This window comes from Marinobacter sp. UBA2688, from assembly GCF_002352785.1.
Lineage (GTDB): Bacteria > Pseudomonadota > Gammaproteobacteria > Pseudomonadales > Oleiphilaceae > Marinobacter > Marinobacter salarius.
Window position 1 is genome coordinate 49,028 of the sequence record NZ_DELU01000013.1, and the last position, 22,474, is coordinate 71,501.

Below are 22,474 nucleotides of genomic sequence, written 5' to 3' on the forward strand. Positions count from 1 at the left end.
CGGGTGGGGATGGAAGATGGCGCTTTGTCTGTATCCTGTCAAGGTAACATAGCGTTTGGTGTAGTAGACTGTTCCGTAACACATTCAATCAGGAGCAGGCCTGTTTATGTCCACACAACAAGCCATTGAGCAAAAGCTGACAAGCGCTTTCGACAGCCAACACCTCATGGTTGAAAACGAGAGCCACAAACATAACGTACCGCCGAACTCTGAAACCCATTTCAAGGTGACTCTGGTGTCTTCAGAGTTCGAGGGGCAGGGTAAGGTCAAGCGGCACCAAGCCATCTACAAAATACTGGCGGACGAAATGGCCGGTGGCGTCCACGCCCTGGCGCTGCATGTGTATTCACCACAGGAGTGGGAGAGTTCCGGCCAGGCTGCGCCTGATTCTCCTAATTGCATGGGCGGCTCCAAGAATGATCCGGCCTTTGCATCCGGAGGTGGCCAGTGAGCCAGTTCTTCCAGATTCACCCGGAAACGCCCCAGAAGCGGCTGATCAACCAGGCCGTGGATATTCTCCGCAAGGGAGGCGTTATTGTGTATCCGACGGATTCCGCCTACGCCATTGGCTGCCACCTCGGTGACAAGCAGGCAGCGGACCGGATAAAGCGCATTCGCCGCCTGGATGACAAGCACAACTTCACCCTGATGTGCCGGGACCTTTCGGACATCGGTGTGTTCGCGAAGGTCGACAACACCCAGTATCGGCTGCTCAAGAACTTCACGCCGGGGGCTTACACATTCATTCTGGACGCCACCAGTGAAGTACCACGCCGTCTGTTACACCCCAAGCGTAAAACCATTGGCATGCGGGTGCCGGACAATGCAATTGTGCAGGCGCTGTTGGCGGAACTGGGCGAACCTATCATGAGCAGTACGTTGATATTGCCGGGCGACGAGGACCCGATGACCGACCCATATGACATCCGGGAAACTCTGGAACACGAGCTGGACCTGATCATCGATGGCGGTTTTTGCGGCCTGGAGGCGACCACCGTGGTGAATATGACCGGGGATGCGCCGGAGGTGACTCGCGTCGGCAAAGGGGACCCAGAGCCCTTCCGGATTTAACGGAGTCAGGCCCGGGTGTTCAGGCTCAGGGCGAAATTTTTGCGGTCTGCGTAGTTGGTGGCCTGATCGGTACTGATAGTCCTGCGCAGGCTGTCGTAGCGGTGCGCAAGGTCCTGCAGGCCGTTGAATTGCTGGTTGTCGCTGACCAGGGTGTCCAGCAGTGAATTGTTCACGCCGTATGCCTTGTTCAACTTGAGCGCGTTGTCCACAAAATGCAGGGTGGGTTCGCTGGCGCTGAGCCGGCTGAATGCCTCCCGGAAGGGTTTGCTATTGTTCAGGTCGTGTTCGATGCGGCTGCGGGTTTCCTCCGGTATACCACCGCCAATGCTGATCTTGCCTTCGTCGCTCTTTGACACTTCCACGCTGGTTGCGGGGCTCAGTTTGTATTCGGCAAGTTTATGCCGCAGCGTTTCCCGCATATAGGCAAGGTCCTGCCCGACGGTTTGCTTGTACTCCGCCATCTGCAAGCGGGTGGATTTGGGGTGGCCGGTATCGAAGCCCGCTCGTTCCGACAGGGTAAACCGGTCATCGGTTGCGGAGACCGGTGCCTCTGGTGCAGCGGGCTTTGGCAACGCATTGCCCGACCCCGCCGGCTGTTTCTTTTCCATGGCTTGCTGGAACTGGGTGCTGGCTTTGATCAGCGATGTGAGCAGCGACATGGCATTGGTCCCCTCCTATGGTCACTGGGGAAATGTTGACGGTTTTGGTGTCTAGGGGAGGTGGATGCACAAAGCGGGCCATCGCGACTTATTGTTGAGGGGCACCTTGAGTGGCCAGGATGACTGCGCCGCCTGTCAGTAGTCAGCCCCCGGATTCAGTCACACCTTAGCGGTTCAACTGTTACATGTACCAGTGACCGGCACTGGTTCTGAATGCGGTTTTTGTAAGCGGTGGCTGACTCAGGCTGGTGGGAAACAACCGAGACAATGGCCGCATGAATGTTTGGCCCAATCGCCCAAACATGCAGATCACTGACTTTGGCATCGCCGTCCTCTATTGCCTGTTTTACCGCTTCCTCCATGTCCTGATGCTGCTCGTCGAGGAGGACCCTTGAGGTGTCTTTGACCAGAAGCCAGGACCAGCGCGTCACCAGCGTGGCACCGATAATGCCCATCATCGGGTCCATCCAGTTCCATCCTGCGTATTTCCCGGCCAGAAGGGCGACGATTGCCAATACCGACGTCAGGGCATCGGCGAGCACATGAAGATATGCCGCCCTGCGGTTATGATCATCGTGGCTGTGATGGCTGTGATGGCTGTGATGGCTGTGATGGTCGTGCCCGTGGCTGTGATCATGGCCATGGTCATGTCCTTTCTCACCCAGTATCCAGGCGGAAATCCCATTGACCACCAGGCCGATAAAGGCCACAAATATTGCGCCATCAAATGAAATTCCGACCGGCTGGATAAAGCGCCCAACACTTTCGATGACCATGTAGAGGGCAAAGACAGCCAATAGAATCGCCCCGGTAAAGCCTCCCAAGGCGTTGACTTTCCCTGTGCCAAAAGAAAACCGTGCGCTACCTGCGTTTTTGCGTGCGTACGTATAGGCAAAAGCGGCAATGCCAAGAGCTACGGCGTGTGATCCCATATGCAGGCCGTCGGCAAGCAACGCCATTGAGCCATAAATGATCCCTGCGAAAATTTCCCAACCCATCATCGCCAGGGTCAAGGCCACAACGATGAGCGTGCGAGTTTCGCCGGAGCGCTTGTGGTTCTGCCCGAAGACGTGATCGTGTTGCCATTGGTCCAGTCGTTCGTGATGCATAGACGCGCTCCTGAAATTGAGTAGTGGATGGTTAGAGGTTGCCCCCTGCCTGGAACCAGGCGCTTTAAATGCGCACCTTTGCAAAGCAGATCGTACTTGGATAGTCTTCCTGTCCAAAGATCGACGCTAACGAGATACGAAGTGTTCATTAACCAGGCCCAATTTTCCACCGGCAGACGTATTTTTGTGGTGACCATGCTGTCACTCATGATGCTTTTTCGTCTTGCCTGGGCTTCAGATCAGAACGTTCACGATGCATCACAGAGTCTATCTCTTGCAGAATTTGTCCAGAACCATGGGCATATCCATCCGTCCTCTCTCGATCATCTCCATGTTTCGACAGTTGAAATGACGGACCAGGACCACCTGCTACTCCATGCGATTGGCGCAGTCGAAAAGCACGTGCCCCTGAAGCTGGATGCAGTGCCGCTTTTCCACAGGCAGGACAAGCCTGTGCTTCAAAGAACGCCGTCTCCTCTGCCGGAGCAGACATCCGCACTTTATCGGCCTCCGAAAGCCTGAAAACGTCATTAAGAACTGACGCGTCAGCGTCTTTATCTAAATTTCTGTCGATATTTCGGAGATCACCGAATGAATCATATGCCGTTTCCGCGCCGAACAGGCGTGGGCGTTGGCGTGCGTTGGCTGTACCTTTTAGGGGCAGCGCTCGTAGGCCTGATGTTTTCTCCTCTGCTATTTGCCCATGGTGTTGAAGCAGGCGATGCCACGTTCATTGAGCAGGCCAGCGGGGCACAATTGCTGCCCTTTATCTATCTGGGGGCCAAACACATGGTCACCGGCTATGACCACCTCCTGTTCCTGGCAGGTGTCATCTTCTTTCTTTACCGCATGAAAGACGTGGGTATCTACGTCACGCTTTTTGCAGTTGGACACAGCGTCACGCTTCTTTACGGCGTGCTCAGCGAGACCAACGTCAACGCCTATATGGTGGATGCCATTATTGGCTTTTCCGTGGTTTACAAGGCTCTGGATAACCTTGGCGCGTTTCGCCGTTGGTTTGGATTTCAGCCCAATACCAAGGCCGCTGTCCTGATTTTCGGGTTTTTCCATGGGTTCGGCCTGGCCACAAAGCTCCAGGATTTCACGCTTGCAGAGGATGGCCTGGTGGCGAACATTCTGGCGTTTAATGTTGGAGTTGAGATTGGCCAGTTGATGGCTCTGGGCATCATTCTGATTGCGATGAACTTCTGGCGCCGGACGGATGTTTTCCCCCGGCAAGCACTTGCAGCCAACGTTCTGTTGATGAGTGCCGGTTTTATGCTGATGGGTTATCAGTTGACTGGCCTGTACACCGTTTCCTGAGGAGCTAGACCATGCAAGACATTTCCAATATGAATCGTGAGGGACTTCCTTCCTCAAAAAGCTTGTTCAAGGCGACCGGAGTGGCTGCTGTTATCGGCGGAGTGGTTCTGGTCACAACCATCCTCCCGGCCGAATATGGCATCGATCCCACGGGACTCGGCCAGACCATGGGGTTGACTGTACTCAGTCAGGCTAACGCCGCTGAGTCCGCGCAGCCTGAGTCAGCACCGGCCTCGTCAGGTAACCTGCTGGCATTGTCGGCTGGCCCGGTCTGGAAAACGCCAGAAGGGTTGAGTTCTGATTCCACAACCGTCACTTTGGGACCAAACGAGGGTCTGGAAGTCAAAGCCACAATGGCCGAGGGTGATCGAATGGTCTTTAACTGGACCACGGAGGGAGGTTCGGTGAACTTCGATATGCACGGTGAACGGTTCAATGACGGCGACAATTTCACCAGCTACTGGCAGGGGCGCGACCAGCCGTCTGCGAGCGGAGCATTTGAGGCACCGTTTGACGGTACGCATGGATGGTACTGGGAAAATCGCGGAGAAACAGCTGTCACTGTGGTTCTTGACACCAGCGGGTTTTACAGCGGCATTAGCAAGAAGTAATTCAATTATTGATCCTTAGGAGTTATCTCATGAAAAAAATGATTCACGTATTTGCAGCGGTCATTGTTTTGTCGGTTTCCGGCTACGCATTTGCCGGGGCTGGCCATAGCCATGGTGCTTCGGAGCCTGTTTCGAAAGAACAGGTGACCGAGCGAGCAGCCGCCGTCAAGCAGCAACTCGTCAATTCAGAACAGATTGCTTCTAGCTGGGCGGAAGCCTCCAGAGGCAAGGCCGAGCAGCGGTCTACCTCGGCGGGTAAACTATGGGTCGTCCAGTTTGCTAATCCTGACTCTGCCAGCGAAGACAAAGCGAACCTGTATGTCTTTGTGGATGAGTACGGCAACCCCGTTGGAGCTAACCACTCCGGCAAAATGTAAAGCTGGAGATGGAGCAAAGGCCCGCTAACCGCCCGGTTGCGGGTCTTTAGTCAGGAGAACCATGCTTGAGATTCTGAAAAATCGCACCTACCGGCATCTGTTTTTAGCCCAGGTCGTTGCCCTGCTGGGAACGGGGTTGGCAACGGTTGCCCTGAGCCTTCTGGCCTTTGATCTTGCTGGTGATAAGGCGGGGCAGGTGGTTGGCACAGCCATGGCAATCAAAATGGTCGCCTATGTCTTCATTGCCCCCATTGCTGCAGCACTGGCGGAGAACATACCTCGTCGTGTGATGCTGGTTTCTCTGGATCTGGTGCGAGCTGCCGTTGCACTTGCCTTGCCTTTTGTGACTGAGGTCTGGGAGGTGTATGTACTGATCGCCGTGCTGCAATCGGCATCTGCGGCCTTTACGCCGACGTTCCAGTCCACCATCCCGGACACCTTACCCAACGAGGACGACTATACGCGGGCGCTGTCCCTTTCCCGTCTGGCTTACGATCTTGAAAACCTGATCAGTCCGGCTCTGGCCGGCATGCTGTTGTTGGTTACCAGTTGGCAGGGGCTGTTTTCAGGCACGGTGGTTGGCTTCATAGCATCAGCGTTGCTCGTCGTATCGGTGGCTCTGCCTTCTGGCTCCGCGCCGGAGAAGCGTCGGGGTATCTACGAACGCTCCCGTCGTGGGTTTCGCATCTTTATGGCCACACCGCGCCTTCGGGGATTGATAGCGCTGAATGTGGTGGTCAGCATGGCCGGCTCCATGGTGATCGTGAACACCGTAGTGATCGTGCAGGGTGGTTTTGGCCTGACCGATCAGCACACGGCCATGGCTTTTGCGGCATTCGGCGCGGGTTCCATGCTGGCGGCACTGGCGCTGCCCGCGCTGCTCAAACGCTGGAAGGACCGTTCGGTGATGCTGGCAGGGGCTTGGGTGTTGCTCGGCGGCTTGGGCGCGGCGTGGTTTGCTGACAGCCTCTACATGCTGATGCCAGTCTGGGCGCTGCTTGGTGTTGGATTCTCAACGGTTCAGACACCCATAGGTCGTTTGCTCACCCAGTCTTCTCATGGCGAAGACCGCCCAGCGCTTTTTGCCGCCCAGTTTTCGCTGTTTCACGCCGGCTGGCTGATTGCCTATCCGCTGGCGGGATGGCTTGGCTCATCTGCCGGCATTCAGCCAACGCTGATGGTGTTGGCGGTTCTGGGACTCGTCTTCCTGATTGCAGCCAGCCGACTGTGGCCCGCCGATGATCCATTGGTGATTGCCCATAGCCATCATGACCTGCCACGCGACCACCCGCACAGAACGGAATCGGGAGCGGAGCATTCCCACCGGTATGTGATTGATGAGCTGCATCCGCGGTGGCCGGGTTAAATGACTTCGTCGCCTTTAGGCGTCAAGCTGATGAAATGTGCCCTAAGATCAACTCCAACTCGATTCAGGAATCCTCCTGAATAAGAGCAACGAGGTCATGTCGAACCTCTTCAGCGCTCAGCACGGTCAGCGGCGAGAAATCGTAGGGTAGAAGGTGGTCAAGCAGTGACATAGCGTTGCCAGTTCTTGACGGCCCCTTCCGAGCCTTCGTGAAACAATAGTTAGCGCAGGATCAGGCGCACTTTGTTCGGGTATGCACACAAGATCTCCCTGTTTTTAGATGAGCTCAATGGGTGTCAGATTTTTCAGGTGTCCGGTAGCAGCCGACCAGGCACCCACCGCAGATAAAGCATCATTCCAAACAGTTCCACCAAAGACTGGACGACAATCACCACGACGGCCGTAGCCCAGGCCTCTGGTATTGAAAGTGCCAAAGGTAAAACCATGAAGGAGTTGCGTGTTCCAAGGCTGAAGATGACGGTTCGGCCGGTTTCCATCGGTAATCGAAAGACCAGGCGCAGAGCCTTTCCAACCAGAGCCGCAGCTAGCAGATAGGTCGGGAACAGAATCATCAAGGGCCAGATGAGTGGGCCGGCACTGTCGATCTGGCTGACCTGTGTCATCGTGATGATAAAAAGTACGACTGTAAGCAGAAGGACCGGCATCAGGCCCATGAAGCGAATGAACCCGGTGGCTTTTCTGGAGTTTTCGGCCCATTTTTCAGTCAGAAATGCCAGAATAAGCGGGACAACAATCAGCCCGACAAAGGCCGGCAGGAGGTGTCGCCCAAGCTCCAGATTTAAATCGAATTGACTGCCCACAAAAAGCCAGAGGTAGAGTGGCAGAAGAGCCAGTTGAGCAATCAACAGAACCGGCGTTGCCGCAATGGCTCGGGTGCTCTGGCACTCCTCCACCCTGTCGCCGAGGGAAGAGGTCTATCCGGCAATGAGGCCGGAAAAAACAGCGATGAGGTAGGCCCAGACCTGATGGCGTTCAATTACGTCTCGCATAAGGTGTTCGTAACCGTGTGGCATGTCGGCCATTCGCAGCCGATCTGCCACACGGCACCCTTTTCAGCAGCCCTGCTAGCCATGGCCATAAGTATGGGCATCTTTGTGACTGTGATCAGGGTGCTCAAACTCCAATGTTGAATGAGTGATGCTGAATTCGTTTTCCAAAGTTCGTTTTATCCCGTCCTTGACTTTCTCAAGTTCATTCCAGGCACTTATCTCGACCACCACATGGGCGTCGAGGGAGGCATCATGCTCACCCATCTGCCAGAAATGTACGTGGTGAAGGTCGATAACGCCTTCTACGTTTGATACAGCCTCAATGACCGAATCTGTGTCAATATCCACAGGACTTCCCAGCATGAGTGTTCGGATGGTTCCGCCGATTTCCGTCAGGCCCAGGTAGAGAATGTAGCTGGCGATACCAATTGTGATTGCGGGATCAACCCAGCGCATGTCGTACAGGAGAATCAGGGCACCGCCTACAACGACTGCGATTGATGCAAACGCATCAGACAAGTTGTGTAAAAACAACGCACGAATATTAACGCTGCCCTTCTGCATAGAGTAGGTCAGCAGCGCGGTCAGCGCGTCCACCACCAGTGCGACAATGCCAAGCCAGATTACCCACCATCCCTTGATTTCCGTCGGCTCAATGAATCGCATGGTACCTTCGTAGATCAGGTAGAGGCCTATCATGATCAGGGTGGTGTAGTTTATGAGTGCCGCAACGATCTCAATTCTCCCATAGCCAAAGGTCATCTTTGAGTCGGCCGGGCGGCGTGCAATTTTCCGGGCAGCAAAAGCGATAACCAGCGATGCCATGTCTGAAAAGTTATGTATAGCGTCGGCGATCAACGCCAGGCTACCGGCGAAGATCCCGCCCGCGATCTGGGCGACAGTCAGGATGCCATTCGCCCAGATGGCTACTGCAACTCGCTTGTCCTTGGTATCCGGTGACATGTGAGCATGCTCGTGGCCCATTATTTTCTCCTTGTTCGGTAGTTGTTCATTTCGTGTTGTTTCCGGCACTTTTTTCGGCCCTGAAGCCCGTGACAAAAATCATGGTCACACCCAGGACTATGAAGACGTCGGCAAGATTGAACGCCGGCCAGTGCCAGCCCCCGCCATCGGCAAAGAGACTGAAGGCCGCGGCCCTATTTCAAAGATGCACCCTGTTAAAAAATAGGGTGATTTGCCACACTATTCATTCCGGTCGATACTCATATTCACGTTTCTGGTGCTCGTTCGAATAACGCTATTTAAAACTCTGTAGTAACTATAGAGTCAATGTTTAGCCTATGCTTGGATATGGGCCCCTTAACCAGCGCACGTTCAAGTGTCACCACTTGACCCTGTATTAGCTGCTGGGCCGAAGCTTTCGGTATCAATTGGCCGCCGGGATCTTTATCGGGCAACGGCAATTCCTGCGGCGATTACTTGTGAGTCTCTTGTGAAAGATTCTGGCACACCTCCGGGCTTTGGATATCTGGGTGAGTGGGCCAGCCAGGATCAGAGATTCCTCAGTAAGCTCCGCGAGGACGGATTCTGGGATCAGAAGTACTGTACGGGCCTGGCGGAACGGGGGCTCCGGTGCAGATATTCGGTTTTAGCTGATCGTACTCGAAGCCCTGGGGACGTCGACTGTCACGCAAAGTCCGTGTTCTTTGGCGCGTGAGAAATGGAGGCTTCCACCATAACGTTCCACAATTTCCCGAACAATCGCCAGCCCAAGGCCATGGCCGGGCGTTTGCTCATCCAGCCGCAATCCCCGTTGACCCAGCTTGCCGATTTCAGTCTCAATGACGCCTGGCCCATCGTCTGAAACGCCGATCTGCAGATTTCCGGAGTGTTGAACGAGTGACAGTTCCACGCATCGTTCTGACCATTTGCCTGCGTTGTCCAGGAGATTGCCCATGATTTCATTCAGGTCGTGTTCCTCAATCGGCCAGCGAGCGTCCTCCGGCAGGGAGCTCGACAGTTCAAAAGACTTTTCCGGGTATAGCCGCCCCAGCATCCAGAGTAGGTCCCGCGCCTGTTTCAGCGGGTAAGCGCTTTTTCCAACTTGCGGCCCTGCAAAGCGACTTCGGCGCATCTCGGCTTCAAGCTGTTTGTCGATGTCATTGAGTCTCGCGGTCATTTGAAGGCGGAGATCGTTGGAGAGCGGACGACTGGTGTCCTCAAGAATCTGCCGGACGGCCGCAATGGGTGTTTTCACGCTGTGAGAGAGGTTTGCCAGCGCATCCCTTGAGCGTTCCAGGCGTTGATCCAGCGAGTCGAGCAACTGGTTGAGCTGCTGGACCAGCGGTCGAAACTCCTCAGGCGCCTGAACATGAATCCGCGAGACCTTGCCATCCTGAAGTCGCTTAAGCGTGGCTCTTAGCTCGACAACGGGGCGCATGGACAGATTGATACCGAACCAGATTACAACGACCAAAAGCAGAATCAGCAGAATAGAGACGATGGCTGTCCACGCGTGCAATTCTGCCTGGCTGCGTTTCAGGGCGCCTAGATCCTCGGACACGATTACTATAATAGGGGTGTCGCCCACCAGGAACGACTTTCGATACGCGAGAATGTCCTTTGGCCCATCGACGGTATCCGCATCCTGCACACGACGGGTTCCATCTTCTGCTGATTCAATTAAGGACGTTAACACCGGCGCCCAGGAATCCGGGGAAATAACGGTTGAAGAAGGAGAATGTATGGCAAAGGCGTGGTGAAACACCTCCTGAAAGTAGTCGCCGGTCTGGAGATCATCCAATTGACCGCCAGAGTCGCGAATCTGGTGTTCCAGAAAGGCGACCTCATCCTTAAGTCGTGTCGCAACGAATTCCCGGGACATCCGGTCCAGTAACAAGCCGTGAACCAGCCATGCAAGCCCCATTAACGCAATGCCGGCAGGCAGTAGTAATAAAAGCAAAGTTCCTTTGACGGATTTGGGCTTGCTAAACAGTGTCATTGAACAGATACCCCTGGCCGCGACGGGTAGAAATGGTGTCGTTGCCTACCAGTTTTCGCAATCTGCGGATGTAGGCTTCGATTACGTTCTCATTCGGGGTGTCGTTCAGGTTGTATAGCTGGTCCATTAACTGCTCTTTTGAAAATACATGACCGGGACGGCTCATCAGACAGCGCAGCAGGCGGAATTCCGTACCCGTGAGGCTGTATTCTTTGCCATCGTCGGATTTCAGGCTCTGGCGATTCTCATCCAGTTCGTAGCGTCCGGCTTTTACCACGGAATGAATGCGCCCTTCGCTTCGACGCACAATGGCGTTAAGCCGGGCGATCAACTCCTCAGTCTGGAAAGGTTTTGCCAGGTAATCGTCTGCTCCCGCTTTCAGTCCTTCTACTTTGTCGTGCCAGTCGCCCCTTGCCGTAAGGATTAGCACCGGAAAGCCGATCTGGTGTTTTCTCCACGTCCTTAAAACGTTCAACCCATTGCCGTCTGGCAGACCAAGATCAAGAACAACCGCGCGATAATCTTCCTGCTCGCCCAGAATCGCGGCTTCTCTGGCCGTATGGGTTGTATCAACGCTGAATCCCGCCTTTTCAAGCTGACGACCTAAACCGTCTGCCAGCAATCGGTCGTCTTCAACGAGTAGTAATCGCATCGCGGTGCCCTTTCTCTGAGTCAAGAGTGTATCGAGTGTCGCCGATCAACCTGAATTCATCCTGAACGACAAAATAGTTGGATATTTTCAGTAAGAATTCAGGTTAGTGCGCGATGGTGTTCTTCCTATTTTGGCATTGCTCTATGTTCAGGGCTAACCAGCGCCGGCTTTGCCGGTCAGTATGACAAAGGAGAAGACAAGATGAACGCATCCAAGTTGATTGTTGCAGCCGCCGCCATGTCGATGTCGGCAGTGACCCTCGCCGGTGGTGCTCATGGCGGTGGCCATGGCGCCAGCAGCGGCGAACCGGGTAAAGCCTCCGAAGCCAGTCGCACTATCACGGTGGAAATGTACGATAATTACTACGAGCCGGAAGAAATCACTGTTGAGCCCGGCGAAACCGTGCGCTTTGTGGTGAAGAACGAAGGTAGTCTCGTTCACGAGTTCAATATTGGCACCCCCTCCATGCACGAAGGCCATCAGAAAGAAATGATGATGATGGTCGAGCATGGTGTGATTCAGGGCGGCAAGCTCAACCAGGACATGATGAGCATGGACATGGGCAATGGTAAGACCATGAAGCATGATGACCCCAACAGCGTGTTGCTTGAGCCCGGGCAGAGCAAGGAAGTTGTGTGGAAGTTTACGGAAAAAGGTGACATTGAGTTTGCCTGTAACGTGCCAGGCCATTACGAGTCAGGAATGTACGGTGACGTAAATTTCGAATAATACAGTGCGCTGAGTACCGAACGAATGCAGGGGCTGGTGATGGCTTCCCAGCCCAGCTCCAACGAAATGCAGTTTGGAGCAAAACAGATGAAAACACGCTTTTTGACAGGATTTTTGAGCCTGCTGATGCCAGCCATGGTTTTGGCCGGTGAGTACGACCTTACGGTCGACCGGGTAAAAATTGATACCGGCGATTTCGTGAAGGAAGGTATTGGATACAACGGCGCATCTCCGGGACCGGTGATGCGCTTCAAGGAAGGCGAAAACGTCAGGATCAACGTGACCAACAATCTGGATGAGATGACGTCCATTCACTGGCACGGTCTGATCCTTCCTTTCGATCAGGACGGAGTACCAGGTATCAGTTTCCCGGGCATCAAGCCGGGTGAAACCTTTACTTACGAATTTCCCATCCAGCAAGCGGGCACCTACTGGTTCCACAGCCACTCTGGTTTTCAGGAGCCGGATGGCGCCTACGGTTCCATCGTTATCGAACCCGAGGGGCGTGAACCGTTCCGTTACGACCGCGAATACGTCGTCCAATTGACCGACAAACACCCGCATTCCGGTGATCGCATCATGCGCAACCTGAAAATGATGACTGATTATTACAACCGCGATCAGCAGACCGTGGGCGAGTTTTTCTCGGATGTGTCCGAGAACGGTTTTATGAACACAGTTCGGGATCGCATGGCCTGGGGTGGCATGCGCATGATGAAAGCAGACGTCGAAGACGTGCATGGCTTTACGGGCCTGATCAATGGCAAAGGGCCGGACCAGAACTGGACCGGACTCTTTGAGCCGGGTGAGCGGATCCGGCTGCGATTCATCAACTCCTCTGCGATGACCTACTTCGACATCCGGATTCCCGGTCTGGACATGACGGTTGTCCAGGCTGACGGCAACAATGTTCAGCCGGTCAGTGTGGACGAGTTCCGGATCGGTGTAGCGGAAACCTACGATGTGATCGTGCGCCCGAAAGATGAGCAGGCTTATACCATTTTTGCTGAATCCATGGGACGGTCAGGCTATGCAAGGGCTACGCTGGCCCCCGAAATGGGTATGGAAGGGTCCGTGCCACCAATGCGTGAACCAGCGCGCCTGACCATGGCTGATATGGGGGGCATGCCTGGCATGGACCATGGCAGCATGGCAGGCATGGATCACGGAAACATGGATATGGGTGACTCGGGTGACATGTCCGGGATGGATCATTCCTCGATGGAGGGGATGGACCACTCCAACATGGACAGCATGGATCATTCCAATATGGAAGGTATGGATCATTCCAGCATGAAAGATATGGATCATTCGGGCATGTCTGGCATGTCCGGCATGTCCGGCATGTCTGGCATGGACCATGGTTCCATGGCGATGGGGAAAGAAGAAGCAAACGATCCTTTCTACGCCAAGGGCAGTGGCCTCATGCCCAAAGCTGCTAATGGCGGTAAATTCCTGTCTTACGCTGACCTCAAGGCTCAGGATCCTTTGTATGAAGACCGCGAACCGACCCGGGAGATCGAGCTTCGCCTGACCGGCAATATGGAGCGTTACACCTGGAGCATTAATGGCGTCAAGTATGAAGACGCCGATCCGATTCGTCTCAAATACGGTGAGCGGGTCCGCTTCAAATTTGTCAACGAAACCATGATGACTCACCCCATGCACCTGCACGGTATGTGGTCCATCCTTGATGTTGGCGCAGGCCAGTGGAACCCGATCAAGCACACCGTTAGCGTGAACCCGGGCACTACGGTGTACATGGAAACCGAGGTTGATGAGCCAGGCCAGTGGGCGTTCCACTGTCACCTGTCCTACCACGCGGCCGCTGGTATGTTCCGTAAGGTGATTGTTGAAGGTGGGCCAGAGTCGCCGCAGGCCAAAACAGACGTGATTGCTGAAGATGGAGGTGAGGCATGAGCTGTATTCGATCACTTGTCGCGGTCAGTTTCCTTGCCTCTGCTGGTTTCTCAACGGCGGTGACAGCTCAGGAAATGATCTCCGACACCACTGCTCGCAAGCAGCCGCTCAAAACCTGGGGTGTTCAGTTCGAGGAGTTTGAATACCGCTACAGCGACGATAACGAGGAACTGGGCGTCTGGAACGCGGATGCTTTTTATGGCACCGACGAGTTTAAAGTCCGCTTGCTCACAACCGGGGAGTACGAGATCGAGGAGCAGGCCTACGAAACACTGGAAAACCAGTTGGTCGGCCAGATCCCCATCTCCAGGTTTTTCGACGCCAAAGCGGGTGTGCGTTTCGATACGCCCGAAGGGCCGGACCGTACGTATGCCGTTCTCGGTGTCGCCGGGCTGGCACCCCAATGGTTTGAGATCGATGCAAATCTGTATGTGAGCAATGAAGGTGAGACGTCCGCTGAGCTGGATGCGGAGTATGAATTATTACTCACCAATTATTGGATCCTCGGGGCGACACTGGATGCGACGGTCGCATTCAGTGAGGATCGTGAAATTGGCGTTGGTAAAGGGCTGGTTTCCACGGAAACCGGCCTCAGGGTGCGTTATGATCTGGTTGACCGGGCATTCTCGCCATACTTGGGCGTGGTGCATGAGCGTAAGTATGGTGATACGGCGGACTTTGCGCAGGCAGACGGCGGTGGTAGAGAAGACTGGTTTGCCGTGATTGGTGCTCGTATCGTGTTCTGACCGTGGTGTCTTGGGCCAGGGTCTTCCCCTGGCTTTTTTTTCAGGATTTGATGTAGGTCAAATGTTCGAAATGCCCCGTCAGATTTCGGTGGCATGTCAGGTTTTTGAATAAGAGTATCAGGAGAGCGAATGAGCAGGGAGCAGGACCGAACCACTCGCTATCAGGAGGGGAGTCTCACACTCACGGGAACCGTTATGCTGGGTACCGGGGTGATGATTGGTGCCGGTATCTTCGCTTTGACCGGGCAGATGGCACAGATGACGGGCACTCTGTTTCCATTGGCGTTTCTGGCCGCGGCGATAATCGTCAGTTTCAGCTCCTATTCCTACATCAAGATTTCAAATGCATACCCCTCCGCCGGCGGTATCGGTATGTACTTGCACAAAGCATACGGTGATCGGTTGCCGACGGCTTTCAACGCGTTGCTGATGTACTTCTCGATGGTAATTGCCCAGAGCTTCCTGGCCCGAACCTTTGGATCTTACACCATGCAACTGTTCGGTGGCGATGAAAGCGGCCGAATGGTGCCGATTCTTGGCGTAGCCCTCATTATGGCAGCGTTTCTGATCAATCTACTCGGCAACCGGATGATTCAGAGCGTAGCGTCTTTCATAGGCGTGTTAAAGATTGGAGGCATACTGATTTTCGGAATTGTGGGTATCTGGATTACTGATAACCTCGCAGTAGACTTTTCAGGCACGGGCGAAGCCGGAGCAACGGGTAATTTTCTGGGTGCGACGGCGCTGGGAATACTGGCCTTCAAGGGTTTTACCACGATTACCAACAGTGGCTCCGAGGTAATCGACCCCAAACGGAATGTGGGGCGGGCGATCATTATTTCCATCGCGGCCTGCGTAGTGATTTATACCCTGGTGGGTTTTGCGGTTGCCAGCAATCTGTCGCTGGGTGAAATCATTGAAACGCAGAACTATTCGCTTGCGGCCGCAGCGCGTCCGGCGTTGGGCGAGTATGCGGTCTGGTTCACGGTGGCGATTGCTATGACGGCCACCGCCGGTGGCATTCTGGCCAGCATTTTCGCCGTCTCGCGTATGTTGGCCATGCTGACTGAAATGAAGCTGGTTCCTCACCGTCATTTCGGTATGCCTGGCAGTATCCAGAAGCACACGTTGGTTTACACGGTGGTTCTCGGGCTCGTTCTGACGGCGTTTTTTGACCTCTCACGGATTGCCGCTCTGGGCATTGTGTTCTATTTGGTAATGGATATTGCCATTCACTGGGGAGTTCTTTGTCATTTGCGCGACGATGTGAAGGCAAAGGCGTGGGTGCCAGCGATTGCTATCGTCCTGGATTTGCTCGTACTCGTGGGTTTCGTCTGGGTCAAACTGAATAGTGATCCGTTTGTTATTGGCGTGGCGGTAATTACGATGATTGTTATCGTCGCAGCAGAGCATATTTTTCTGAAGAAGTTTCTGCGCTCGGAACATGAAGAATCGCATGTCCGTGATCACCACTAATCGGCGATAACTGGATCGTTGAGCTTTTTGTAACCCTGTGATAGGACTAGACGCCAGCGTTGATGTGACACCAATTGTTGAACGAAAGCGGGAGGGATCAGGATGAAAGCAAATAGCTTTAGACTATTCGTGTTTTTGTTGTTTTTACAAGCGCCATATTTACAGGCTGATGAGATTCTCTCGGGCGAAGATGTTGCCAATGTCGTCGTCGGAAACACGGTGCAAATGGTATTTCGGGATGCCCAAGACAATTTTCGCACTCGAACCTTTCATGAGTACTATGATCCCGATGGGTCGATCTATGGAATGACCAAGTATCGTGAACAACAGGGAAACCTTACCCATTATATTGGAAGATGGGAGGTGAAAGACGGTAAATTTTGCACATCTGTCTACGGTCGCAACTATTCCTGTAACAAGATAAAGCCTTTGTCTGGCAATAATTTCGAATTGGTCAATGAGGGAGGCGAGATCAGGAATGTTAAATTATACGAAGGGAAGCATCACGGACTGGAGTAGGGTACCCGGGAATTATTTTCATCGGGCATCCTGGCAAGAGAGTGAGGGGCTATTTGGTTGCTCGATCCGAGGATTGGATAATGAGTTTTTTGGAACTGTATAGTCTTTTACTTGCCCTGGTGGTCGGCATCGTGGCTACCATCCTGGGCCTTTACGGGTTTGTGCGCGTGATGGGCTCTGCGCGCGGGGAGCCGGGCAAGGATGTGCCGGCAAGCTCCGGTGTGCTGTCGCGGGATCCGGTGTGGGGGCGCTATCACGCGCGTTACTACGGTTACGCATTGTTGTTCCTGGCCTTCGATATGGAAATGGCGTTCATGTACCCATGGGCCGTCGTGTACAAAGAAGTAGGGCTGGTTGCTTTGTATGATATGGGCGTATTTCTTGCCATCCTCTTTCTGGGCCTGCTTTATGGCTGGAGTCAGGGGGCATTGAGGCGTCAATGACTTCTGATCATCCCATTAACACCACAGGTTCGCGTCAGAGGCAGACACGGTTTGCCGCTCTTCAGAAGTGGGTTTCCCGTGCATTTGCGCGTGACCTGAGTTGTCTCATCGTCCCGGGACAGGATGTCGCTCTGGCGCATGGCTTGAATGTGAGTGCCACCGGCATGCGTGTCAGCGCCTCACCCCGTGATGCGAATGTGCTTCTGATCGTCGGCGGGCTTTCAGAAAAAATGGGCGAGGTTGCAACGGTGCTTTATGCGCAGATGCCCCGGCCCCGCACTATTCTCATGCTTGGCGGCAAGACGCCATCGTCTTTTCCGGATGCTGATGTATCAGCGGGTCTGTCGCAAAAGGCACTGGCCGACGCGGTTGGGCGGCTGAAGCGGGCACTGGCGGAAGGTGCCTTCGCTACTTCAGCGGAGGATTTTGATGCCTCCGTCCTGCACGTCAAAATCGAGTACGTCTGCCCTATGCACCCGGAAGTTGTCGAAGACGAGCCGGGCAGTTGCCCCAAATGTGGCATGGATCTGGTAGCACGCGAAGCGGGGGAGCAAACCCCTGAGGGCGGCCACGATCATGAACATCACCATGATCACGAACACCAGAGCCAAGACCACGACCACGACCACGACCACGACCACGACCACAGTAACGAACACAGTAACGAACACCAACCGGAACACGCTCACGAAAATGCCGGGACCGAATATACCTGCCCCATGCACCCCGAAATTGTTCGGGACGAGCCTGGCAGCTGCCCCAAGTGCGGTATGGACCTGGTAGTCCGCGAGGACGGGGAAGATGAGGGCCACTCAGAACATGAACATTCCAGCCATGATCACGGTGAGCATGAGCATGGAGGGCACGATCACGGTGGCCACGATCATGGCGCCTCGGGATTCATGTCGATGATTGAAGTCACCAAGGATCTGCCACGCAGCGCCGATGGCCTGCAGATGGACTGGCTTGAGGTGCCGTTCGGTCCGGTCTTCCCCGGCTTGCCCGGCGGACTGAAGTTGACGCTGACCCTTGATGGTGACGGCGTAACGGAGGGGCAGGCGACCTCCCTGGTGGGGGTGACCAGCGAAGGTGAGAATATTGAAGAAAGTGAAGAGATGGATGCCGAGACCTTCATTGGGTATCTGTCAGCCGCAATTCCACTGGCACCGGTGAGCTACCGTCTTTTAGTCTGTCTGGCAATAGAGCAAGCGGCAGGGCTGGAGGACGATTCGGCAAACGCCGGTGCTCGCACCGGCGCCCTTGAGCGTGAGCGCATCGCCAGTCACCTTGGCTGGCTGGCTCAGTTAGGGCGCCAGCTCGGCTTTGCCTGGCTGACGCAACGGGCAGCAACTCTGCAACTGCAAGTCAGAGAGGCTAACAGGGACAGTCTTGCTGCACTGGAGCCAGCGCTGCACAAATTAACTATCCGCCTCGGGCGAACGCCTTTGCTCAAATCTCGGCTTAAGGGTGTCGGCCTACTGCCAACGGACTCTTTTGGTCTGCGCGGGCCCGTAGCGCGTGCTGCGGATGAAGGCGGTGATGCCTGGGCGCGCCTGTGGCAACGCCTGGCCGAAATTTCGGCCAGCCTTGACCTTATAAAGTCGGGCGGGGAACCGGAGCTGCCGGTTCTGCGCGACGTTGGCGATGTGTCAGGAACCGGTGAGGCCACCGTTGACACTCCGCGCGGCGAGGCCCGGTTAAGTCTGAAACTGGAGCGCGGCCATGTGAAGTCATACGAGCTGGACACCGCCTGTAGTCAGCATATCGGCCTGGTCCCTAAGCTTGTCGAGGGCCAGGAACTGGGCGATGCGCTGCTGGCAGTCGGGTCACTGGATCTTTCGCCCTGGGAGGTGACTTCGTGACCGTCGCTATTGTTTTGCTCGCGCTGCTTGGCAGCGCCTGGCTGCTGGCTGTGATTGAGGGCTGGATGGCGACTGGGCGTCTGAGTCCGGCCGCGCCTCTGTTTCGCGGCCTGGCTCACCTCGGTCGTGAGTCCATAGTACCGCGCTCACCAGACCGGGTCTTCTTCGAGGCCGCGCCCGTGCTTCTTTTGGTTGTCGCCGTGCTCGGTATGGCAGTCCTGCCGCTGGCGCCGGACCTGATCATTGCGGACCTTGGCACTGGCGCACTGTTTGTGAACGCGGCCCTGGCCTACGTGCTCGTCGCGGTGATCATGGCGGGTTGGGGGCCGGATGGAGCCTACGGGATGATCGGTGGCTGGCGCTTTCTGGGCCAGCTTATTGCCTATTCCATGCTGATTGTCATGCCGATCACGGCCGTGGCCATGCGTGCCGAATCCCTGGTAAACACTGCGATCGTCGGCTCCCAAGCGGGTCTTTGGAACATCGTCTACCAGCCCCTGGGCTTCGTGCTGTTTTATATTGCGGCCATGGCACTGGCATTCCGCGCCCCTTTCGACCTGCCTTCTGCAGAGGGGGAGCTTGGCGGCGGTGTCGACGCTGAGTATACCGGGGTACGCCTGGCGGTGCTTCGCCTTGCCCGGCTGACGCTGGTGGTTACGCTGGCCTCCGCGACCACGGTGTTCTATCTCGGCGGCTGGCATGGGCCGCTGCTGCCGCCCTCGGCCTGGAGCCTGATCAAGACCCTGGCCGTGGCCGTGTCGATGCTGCTCGTCGGCCACTATCTGCCACGCATCCGCGAGGCGGATCTGATGCGGTGGTGCTGGGTCCTGGGTATTCCCCTCGCACTGCTCAATATCATTATTGTCGGCTTACTGATTCTGGTGGTTCCCTGATGTATGCACAGGCTTTTTTCGTTGCCGTTTTCGGGCTGGCTGCCATTGGCTTCGGCGTGGTGGTGTTTCGCACCTCGTCCATGATGCGTTCCGCACTGGCACTGCTGTTTTCGATGACCGCCGTCGGCTGCCTGTTCCTGGCGATGCAAACCGAATTCCTGGGCGTGCTGCAGATCATGATGATGGCCACCGAGATGAGCATCATGGCCATCTTCATGGTGATGTTCATGATGGATCCCGGCGGGCTTGGCGGTATGGATATGAGCCACCAGAAGCGCTTCTCGATAGGTGCCGGGGTGAGTGCCGCCGTTGTCGCCATCGCCGTTGCGCTGCTGTCCGACTGGGGCCCCGCAGCGGAGCAGGTGGTGGACGCGGAAGCGCAGACACGGGCGCTGGGCATGGAACTGCTCGGGCGCTCGATGATGATCTTTGAGACCGCCGGTATCACCATCCTGACCGCAATGATTGCCGCCACGGCAGTGGCAATACCGGTGCAGAACCTGTCAAGTAAAGACGACAAGGAGGCATCGGAATGACCATGATTCTGATATTGGCGCTTGTGACCGGCGCCATCCTGTTTGGTATCGGAGTCTACGGTGCACTGTCACAGACCAATCTGGTGATGATCATGATGGGCGTGGAGCTGATGCTGGCAGGCGCCATGGTGAATCTGGTGGCTTTCTGGCGCTTTCTGCATCCGGAAGCCTATTCCGGCCAGATGTTTGTGCTGGTGGTGATGACGGTTATGGCACTGGAGATGGCGGTCGGCTTTGGCGTTGCTATTGCGCGCTTCCGGGCCAAGGGCTCAGTCGAGATGGAAGAAGCGGAGGACCTGAAAGGATGAGTGCAGTGCTTCTGCCGATATTGCCACCGCTGATAGCCGCCCTGGCGGTGTTGATACTGCGCCGTGGCAGCGCTGCGCTGGCCCTGGCTGGCGCGACGCTCAGCCTGGCAGGCGGTGTCCGGCTGCTGGCCGGAGCCCTTGACGGCCAGGCCGAAACCCTGCTTCTACCCGGGCTGCCGGACATGCCCTTGCGCCTGGTTTCGGGTCCGATGACGGCACTGCTGAGTGTGGCAGTGGCCACGGTCGGAACCTTCGTTCTGGTTTATGCCATCGGCTATATGAAGCGGGAGTCCGGCCAGGCGCGCTTTTATGCCGTAATGTCGCTGTTCCTGGCGGCGATGCAGGCGTTGGTGCTGGCTGGCGACTGGGTTCTGTTGTTGGCGGCCTGGGAACTCATCGGCCTCTGCAGTTACCTGCTGATCGGCTTCTGGTTCCAGCGGCCGGAAGCCGCAAACGCAGCCAGCCGTGCTTTTCTCTATACCCGCAGCGCCGATCTCGGGCTTTATGTGGCGATATTCATACTCATCGGGTCGTCAGGTACCAGTGAGATCGCCGCCTCTCTGGAAGTTGGCGGTAGTGCCTCGACCGCCGCCGGCCTGCTGTTATTGCTGGCGGCCATGGGTAAGTCGGCCCAGGTTCCCCTGCAGGACTGGCTGATGCGCGCCATGGCCGGCCCGACACCGGTCTCGGCGCTGCTGCACTCGGCCACGCTGGTGGCGGCGGGCGCCATTCTGCTGATCCGGTCTGCGACGCTGCTGAGTCCTGAAGCGCTTTTCGCTATAGGGCTTGTGGGTGGTATCACCACGGTGGCGGCCGGGGTGATTGCGCTTGCCGAACGTGATCTCAAACGCCTGCTGGCGGCTTCCACGGCCAGTCAGTACGGCCTGATGCTGATTGCAGTGGGCGCCGGGGTTCCGACAGCCGCGCTGTTGCACCTTCTCGCCCATGCTGCCATTAAAAGCACCCTGTTTCTTGCTGCCGGTGACTTTCAACATGCCCGCGAGGGTACCGCTTTTGATCAGTTGAAAGGCGTTGGCCGCGCCAGGCCCTGGGCCTTTGCCGGCTTTGCGCTGGCAGCGCTGGCACTGGCGGGCATTCCACCGCTGAGCGGGTTCTTTTCCAAGGATGCGGTAATTGCTGCCGCGCTGTCGGGGCAAGGCGCCGCCTGGCTCGGCCCCCTGGCTCTGGCGGGCACTCTGCTTACCGGCGCCTATATGGGCCGGGCTTTACGGGTGCTCTGGCAGGGCTCGGGCGACAGCCGGCCGGTAGAAGGTACTGGCTGGATGCGCGCTGGCATCTGGGGTCTGGCGATCCCCGCCGCTGGCCTGGGTCTGGCCTTTGGTCCCCTGGAAACAATACTTGATCTGCCCGCTCCGGAAACCGCAGGTACCGTCGCCATAGTGCTGGGGCTCGTCGCCGCATTGGTCGGGCTGGCCTTGGGCTGGCTGGTGCCGGTCCAGCGCCTGCTTGGACCTGCCCATCAATGGGCAGAATCGGGTTTGGAGGTCGCGGGCGGGCTTACCGCCTGGATAGGCCGGCCCGCAATGGCTGTTGCCCGGGGCTGTGACCGTCTGGAGGATCATCTGTACGCGGCCGCGCTTGCCATTGGTCATACAGCTCTCAGCATTGCCCGTGGGGGCGAGCGACTGGAACAACGTTTGTATCTGGCCGTACTTGGCGTCGGCCGCGCCAATCTGGCGGTGGGTCGCTGGGTTCGCAGCGGGGATGAGCGTGGTATCGACGGCCTGATCTTTGCCCTCGTGGCCGGTGTGCGGGACCTCGGCGCGCGGGCGAGAACCCTGCAAAGCGGCCTGATCCATCACAGCCTGGCGATCAGCGCCGTAGCCACCGCTGTGCTCCTGGCCATCCTGTTTTCAGCTTCACTGAGTGTCTAAAGGAACC

24 protein-coding genes and 1 pseudogene are annotated in these 22,474 nt (G+C 56.1%); 18 read left to right on the plus strand and 7 right to left on the minus strand.

Annotation, left to right across the window (positions count from 1 at the left end; translation table 11 throughout):
• Positions 1–106 precede the first annotated feature (106 nt).
• Both B3M52_RS07580 and B3M52_RS07585 read left to right on the plus strand, forming a co-directional pair.
• On the plus strand, positions 107–451 hold the full coding sequence (locus tag B3M52_RS07580) for a BolA family protein (protein WP_075194523.1): 345 nt from the start codon (positions 107–109) through the stop codon (positions 449–451).
• On the plus strand, positions 448–1,071 hold the full coding sequence (locus B3M52_RS07585) for an L-threonylcarbamoyladenylate synthase (RefSeq protein WP_007151771.1): 624 nt from the start codon (positions 448–450) through the stop codon (positions 1,069–1,071). Before B3M52_RS07580 ends, B3M52_RS07585 begins: the two co-directional genes overlap by 4 nt.
• A 5-nt stretch (positions 1,072–1,076) precedes the next feature.
• On the opposite strand, the gene B3M52_RS07590 is transcribed toward B3M52_RS07585, so the two are convergent.
• Positions 1,077–1,730 (minus strand): hypothetical protein, encoded by a 654-nt coding sequence (locus B3M52_RS07590; RefSeq protein WP_075194524.1) that lies wholly within the window; start codon positions 1,728–1,730, stop codon positions 1,077–1,079.
• 155 nt (positions 1,731–1,885) lie between these two features.
• Complete coding sequence (dmeF, locus tag B3M52_RS07595; RefSeq protein WP_075194525.1) at positions 1,886–2,839, minus strand: CDF family Co(II)/Ni(II) efflux transporter DmeF; 954 nt, start codon at positions 2,837–2,839, stop codon at positions 1,886–1,888.
• A 141-nt stretch (positions 2,840–2,980) separates the two neighbouring features.
• Here dmeF and B3M52_RS07600 point away from each other — a divergent pair, with 141 nt between their 5' ends.
• From B3M52_RS07600 to B3M52_RS07620, 5 genes are all read left to right on the plus strand, one after another.
• Positions 2,981–3,361 (plus strand): hypothetical protein, encoded by a 381-nt coding sequence (locus B3M52_RS07600; RefSeq protein ID WP_036206183.1) that lies wholly within the window; start codon positions 2,981–2,983, stop codon positions 3,359–3,361.
• A 69-nt stretch (positions 3,362–3,430) separates the two neighbouring features.
• Positions 3,431–4,162: a HupE/UreJ family protein gene (locus tag B3M52_RS07605; RefSeq protein ID WP_036206186.1), complete on the plus strand. Its 732-nt coding sequence runs from the start codon at positions 3,431–3,433 to the stop codon at positions 4,160–4,162.
• Positions 4,163–4,173: 11 nt separating this feature from the next.
• Positions 4,174–4,773 (plus strand): hypothetical protein, encoded by a 600-nt coding sequence (locus B3M52_RS07610; protein ID WP_036206189.1) that lies wholly within the window; start codon positions 4,174–4,176, stop codon positions 4,771–4,773.
• Positions 4,774–4,802: 29 nt separating this feature from the next.
• Positions 4,803–5,150 (plus strand): DUF6488 family protein, encoded by a 348-nt coding sequence (locus B3M52_RS07615; RefSeq protein WP_036206192.1) that lies wholly within the window; start codon positions 4,803–4,805, stop codon positions 5,148–5,150.
• Between the two features lie 61 nt (positions 5,151–5,211).
• Positions 5,212–6,516 (plus strand): MFS transporter, encoded by a 1,305-nt coding sequence (locus tag B3M52_RS07620; protein WP_075194526.1) that lies wholly within the window; start codon positions 5,212–5,214, stop codon positions 6,514–6,516.
• A gap of 305 nt (positions 6,517–6,821) precedes the next feature.
• Here B3M52_RS07620 and B3M52_RS07625 read toward each other — a convergent pair whose 3' ends face one another.
• From B3M52_RS07625 to B3M52_RS07645, 5 genes and pseudogenes are all read right to left on the minus strand, one after another.
• Positions 6,822–7,430 (minus strand): hypothetical protein, encoded by a 609-nt coding sequence (locus B3M52_RS07625; protein WP_051946857.1) that lies wholly within the window; start codon positions 7,428–7,430, stop codon positions 6,822–6,824.
• A gap of 171 nt (positions 7,431–7,601) precedes the next feature.
• Entirely contained in the window at positions 7,602–8,510 is a 909-nt protein-coding gene (locus B3M52_RS07630) for a cation diffusion facilitator family transporter (protein ID WP_036206197.1), read from the minus strand.
• Between the two features lie 25 nt (positions 8,511–8,535).
• Positions 8,536–8,616, minus strand: a pseudogene (locus B3M52_RS20020) (signal peptidase II); the annotation flags it as partial.
• Positions 8,617–9,135: 519 nt separating this feature from the next.
• The gene (locus B3M52_RS07640; protein ID WP_036206199.1) at positions 9,136–10,488 is read right to left on the minus strand and encodes a sensor histidine kinase; all 1,353 of its coding nucleotides are present in this window, start codon (positions 10,486–10,488) and stop codon (positions 9,136–9,138) included.
• Entirely contained in the window at positions 10,475–11,140 is a 666-nt protein-coding gene (locus tag B3M52_RS07645; protein WP_036206201.1) for a response regulator transcription factor, read from the minus strand. Before B3M52_RS07645 ends, B3M52_RS07640 begins: the two co-directional genes overlap by 14 nt.
• A 201-nt stretch (positions 11,141–11,341) precedes the next feature.
• Here B3M52_RS07645 and B3M52_RS07650 point away from each other — a divergent pair, with 201 nt between their 5' ends.
• From B3M52_RS07650 to B3M52_RS07700, 11 genes are all read left to right on the plus strand, one after another.
• Entirely contained in the window at positions 11,342–11,869 is a 528-nt protein-coding gene (locus tag B3M52_RS07650) for a cupredoxin domain-containing protein (protein WP_036206204.1), read from the plus strand.
• A gap of 87 nt (positions 11,870–11,956) precedes the next feature.
• The gene (locus tag B3M52_RS07655) at positions 11,957–13,789 is read left to right on the plus strand and encodes a copper resistance system multicopper oxidase (RefSeq protein ID WP_075194599.1); all 1,833 of its coding nucleotides are present in this window, start codon (positions 11,957–11,959) and stop codon (positions 13,787–13,789) included.
• The gene (locus B3M52_RS07660; protein ID WP_036206219.1) at positions 13,786–14,535 is read left to right on the plus strand and encodes a copper resistance protein B; all 750 of its coding nucleotides are present in this window, start codon (positions 13,786–13,788) and stop codon (positions 14,533–14,535) included. The genes B3M52_RS07655 and B3M52_RS07660 overlap by 4 nt, the downstream gene beginning before the upstream one ends.
• A 129-nt stretch (positions 14,536–14,664) precedes the next feature.
• A complete protein-coding gene (locus B3M52_RS07665) occupies positions 14,665–16,011 on the plus strand; it encodes an APC family permease (RefSeq protein WP_036206222.1) in 1,347 nt (448 codons plus the stop codon).
• 102 nt (positions 16,012–16,113) lie between these two features.
• Positions 16,114–16,530, plus strand: coding sequence for a hypothetical protein (locus B3M52_RS07670; protein WP_036206225.1), 417 nt, complete (start codon positions 16,114–16,116; stop codon positions 16,528–16,530).
• An 80-nt stretch (positions 16,531–16,610) separates the two neighbouring features.
• The gene (locus tag B3M52_RS07675; RefSeq protein ID WP_036206228.1) at positions 16,611–16,973 is read left to right on the plus strand and encodes an NADH-quinone oxidoreductase subunit A; all 363 of its coding nucleotides are present in this window, start codon (positions 16,611–16,613) and stop codon (positions 16,971–16,973) included.
• Positions 16,970–18,835 carry a heavy metal-binding domain-containing protein gene (locus B3M52_RS07680; RefSeq protein WP_256713506.1) on the plus strand — a complete coding sequence of 622 codons (1,866 nt, stop codon included), beginning with the start codon at positions 16,970–16,972 and terminating at the stop codon, positions 18,833–18,835. The genes B3M52_RS07675 and B3M52_RS07680 overlap by 4 nt, the downstream gene beginning before the upstream one ends.
• Entirely contained in the window at positions 18,832–19,728 is an 897-nt protein-coding gene (locus tag B3M52_RS07685; RefSeq protein WP_075194527.1) for a complex I subunit 1/NuoH family protein, read from the plus strand. The genes B3M52_RS07680 and B3M52_RS07685 overlap by 4 nt, the downstream gene beginning before the upstream one ends.
• Positions 19,728–20,264, plus strand: a complete 537-nt coding sequence (locus B3M52_RS07690; protein WP_041335190.1) for an NADH-quinone oxidoreductase subunit J — start codon at positions 19,728–19,730, stop codon at positions 20,262–20,264. The genes B3M52_RS07685 and B3M52_RS07690 overlap by 1 nt, the downstream gene beginning before the upstream one ends.
• Positions 20,261–20,572, plus strand: a complete 312-nt coding sequence (nuoK, locus tag B3M52_RS07695) for an NADH-quinone oxidoreductase subunit NuoK (RefSeq protein ID WP_036206236.1) — start codon at positions 20,261–20,263, stop codon at positions 20,570–20,572. The genes B3M52_RS07690 and nuoK overlap by 4 nt, the downstream gene beginning before the upstream one ends.
• Positions 20,569–22,467, plus strand: coding sequence for an NADH-quinone oxidoreductase subunit L (locus B3M52_RS07700; protein ID WP_062372457.1), 1,899 nt, complete (start codon positions 20,569–20,571; stop codon positions 22,465–22,467). Before nuoK ends, B3M52_RS07700 begins: the two co-directional genes overlap by 4 nt.
• Positions 22,468–22,474 lie beyond the last annotated feature (7 nt).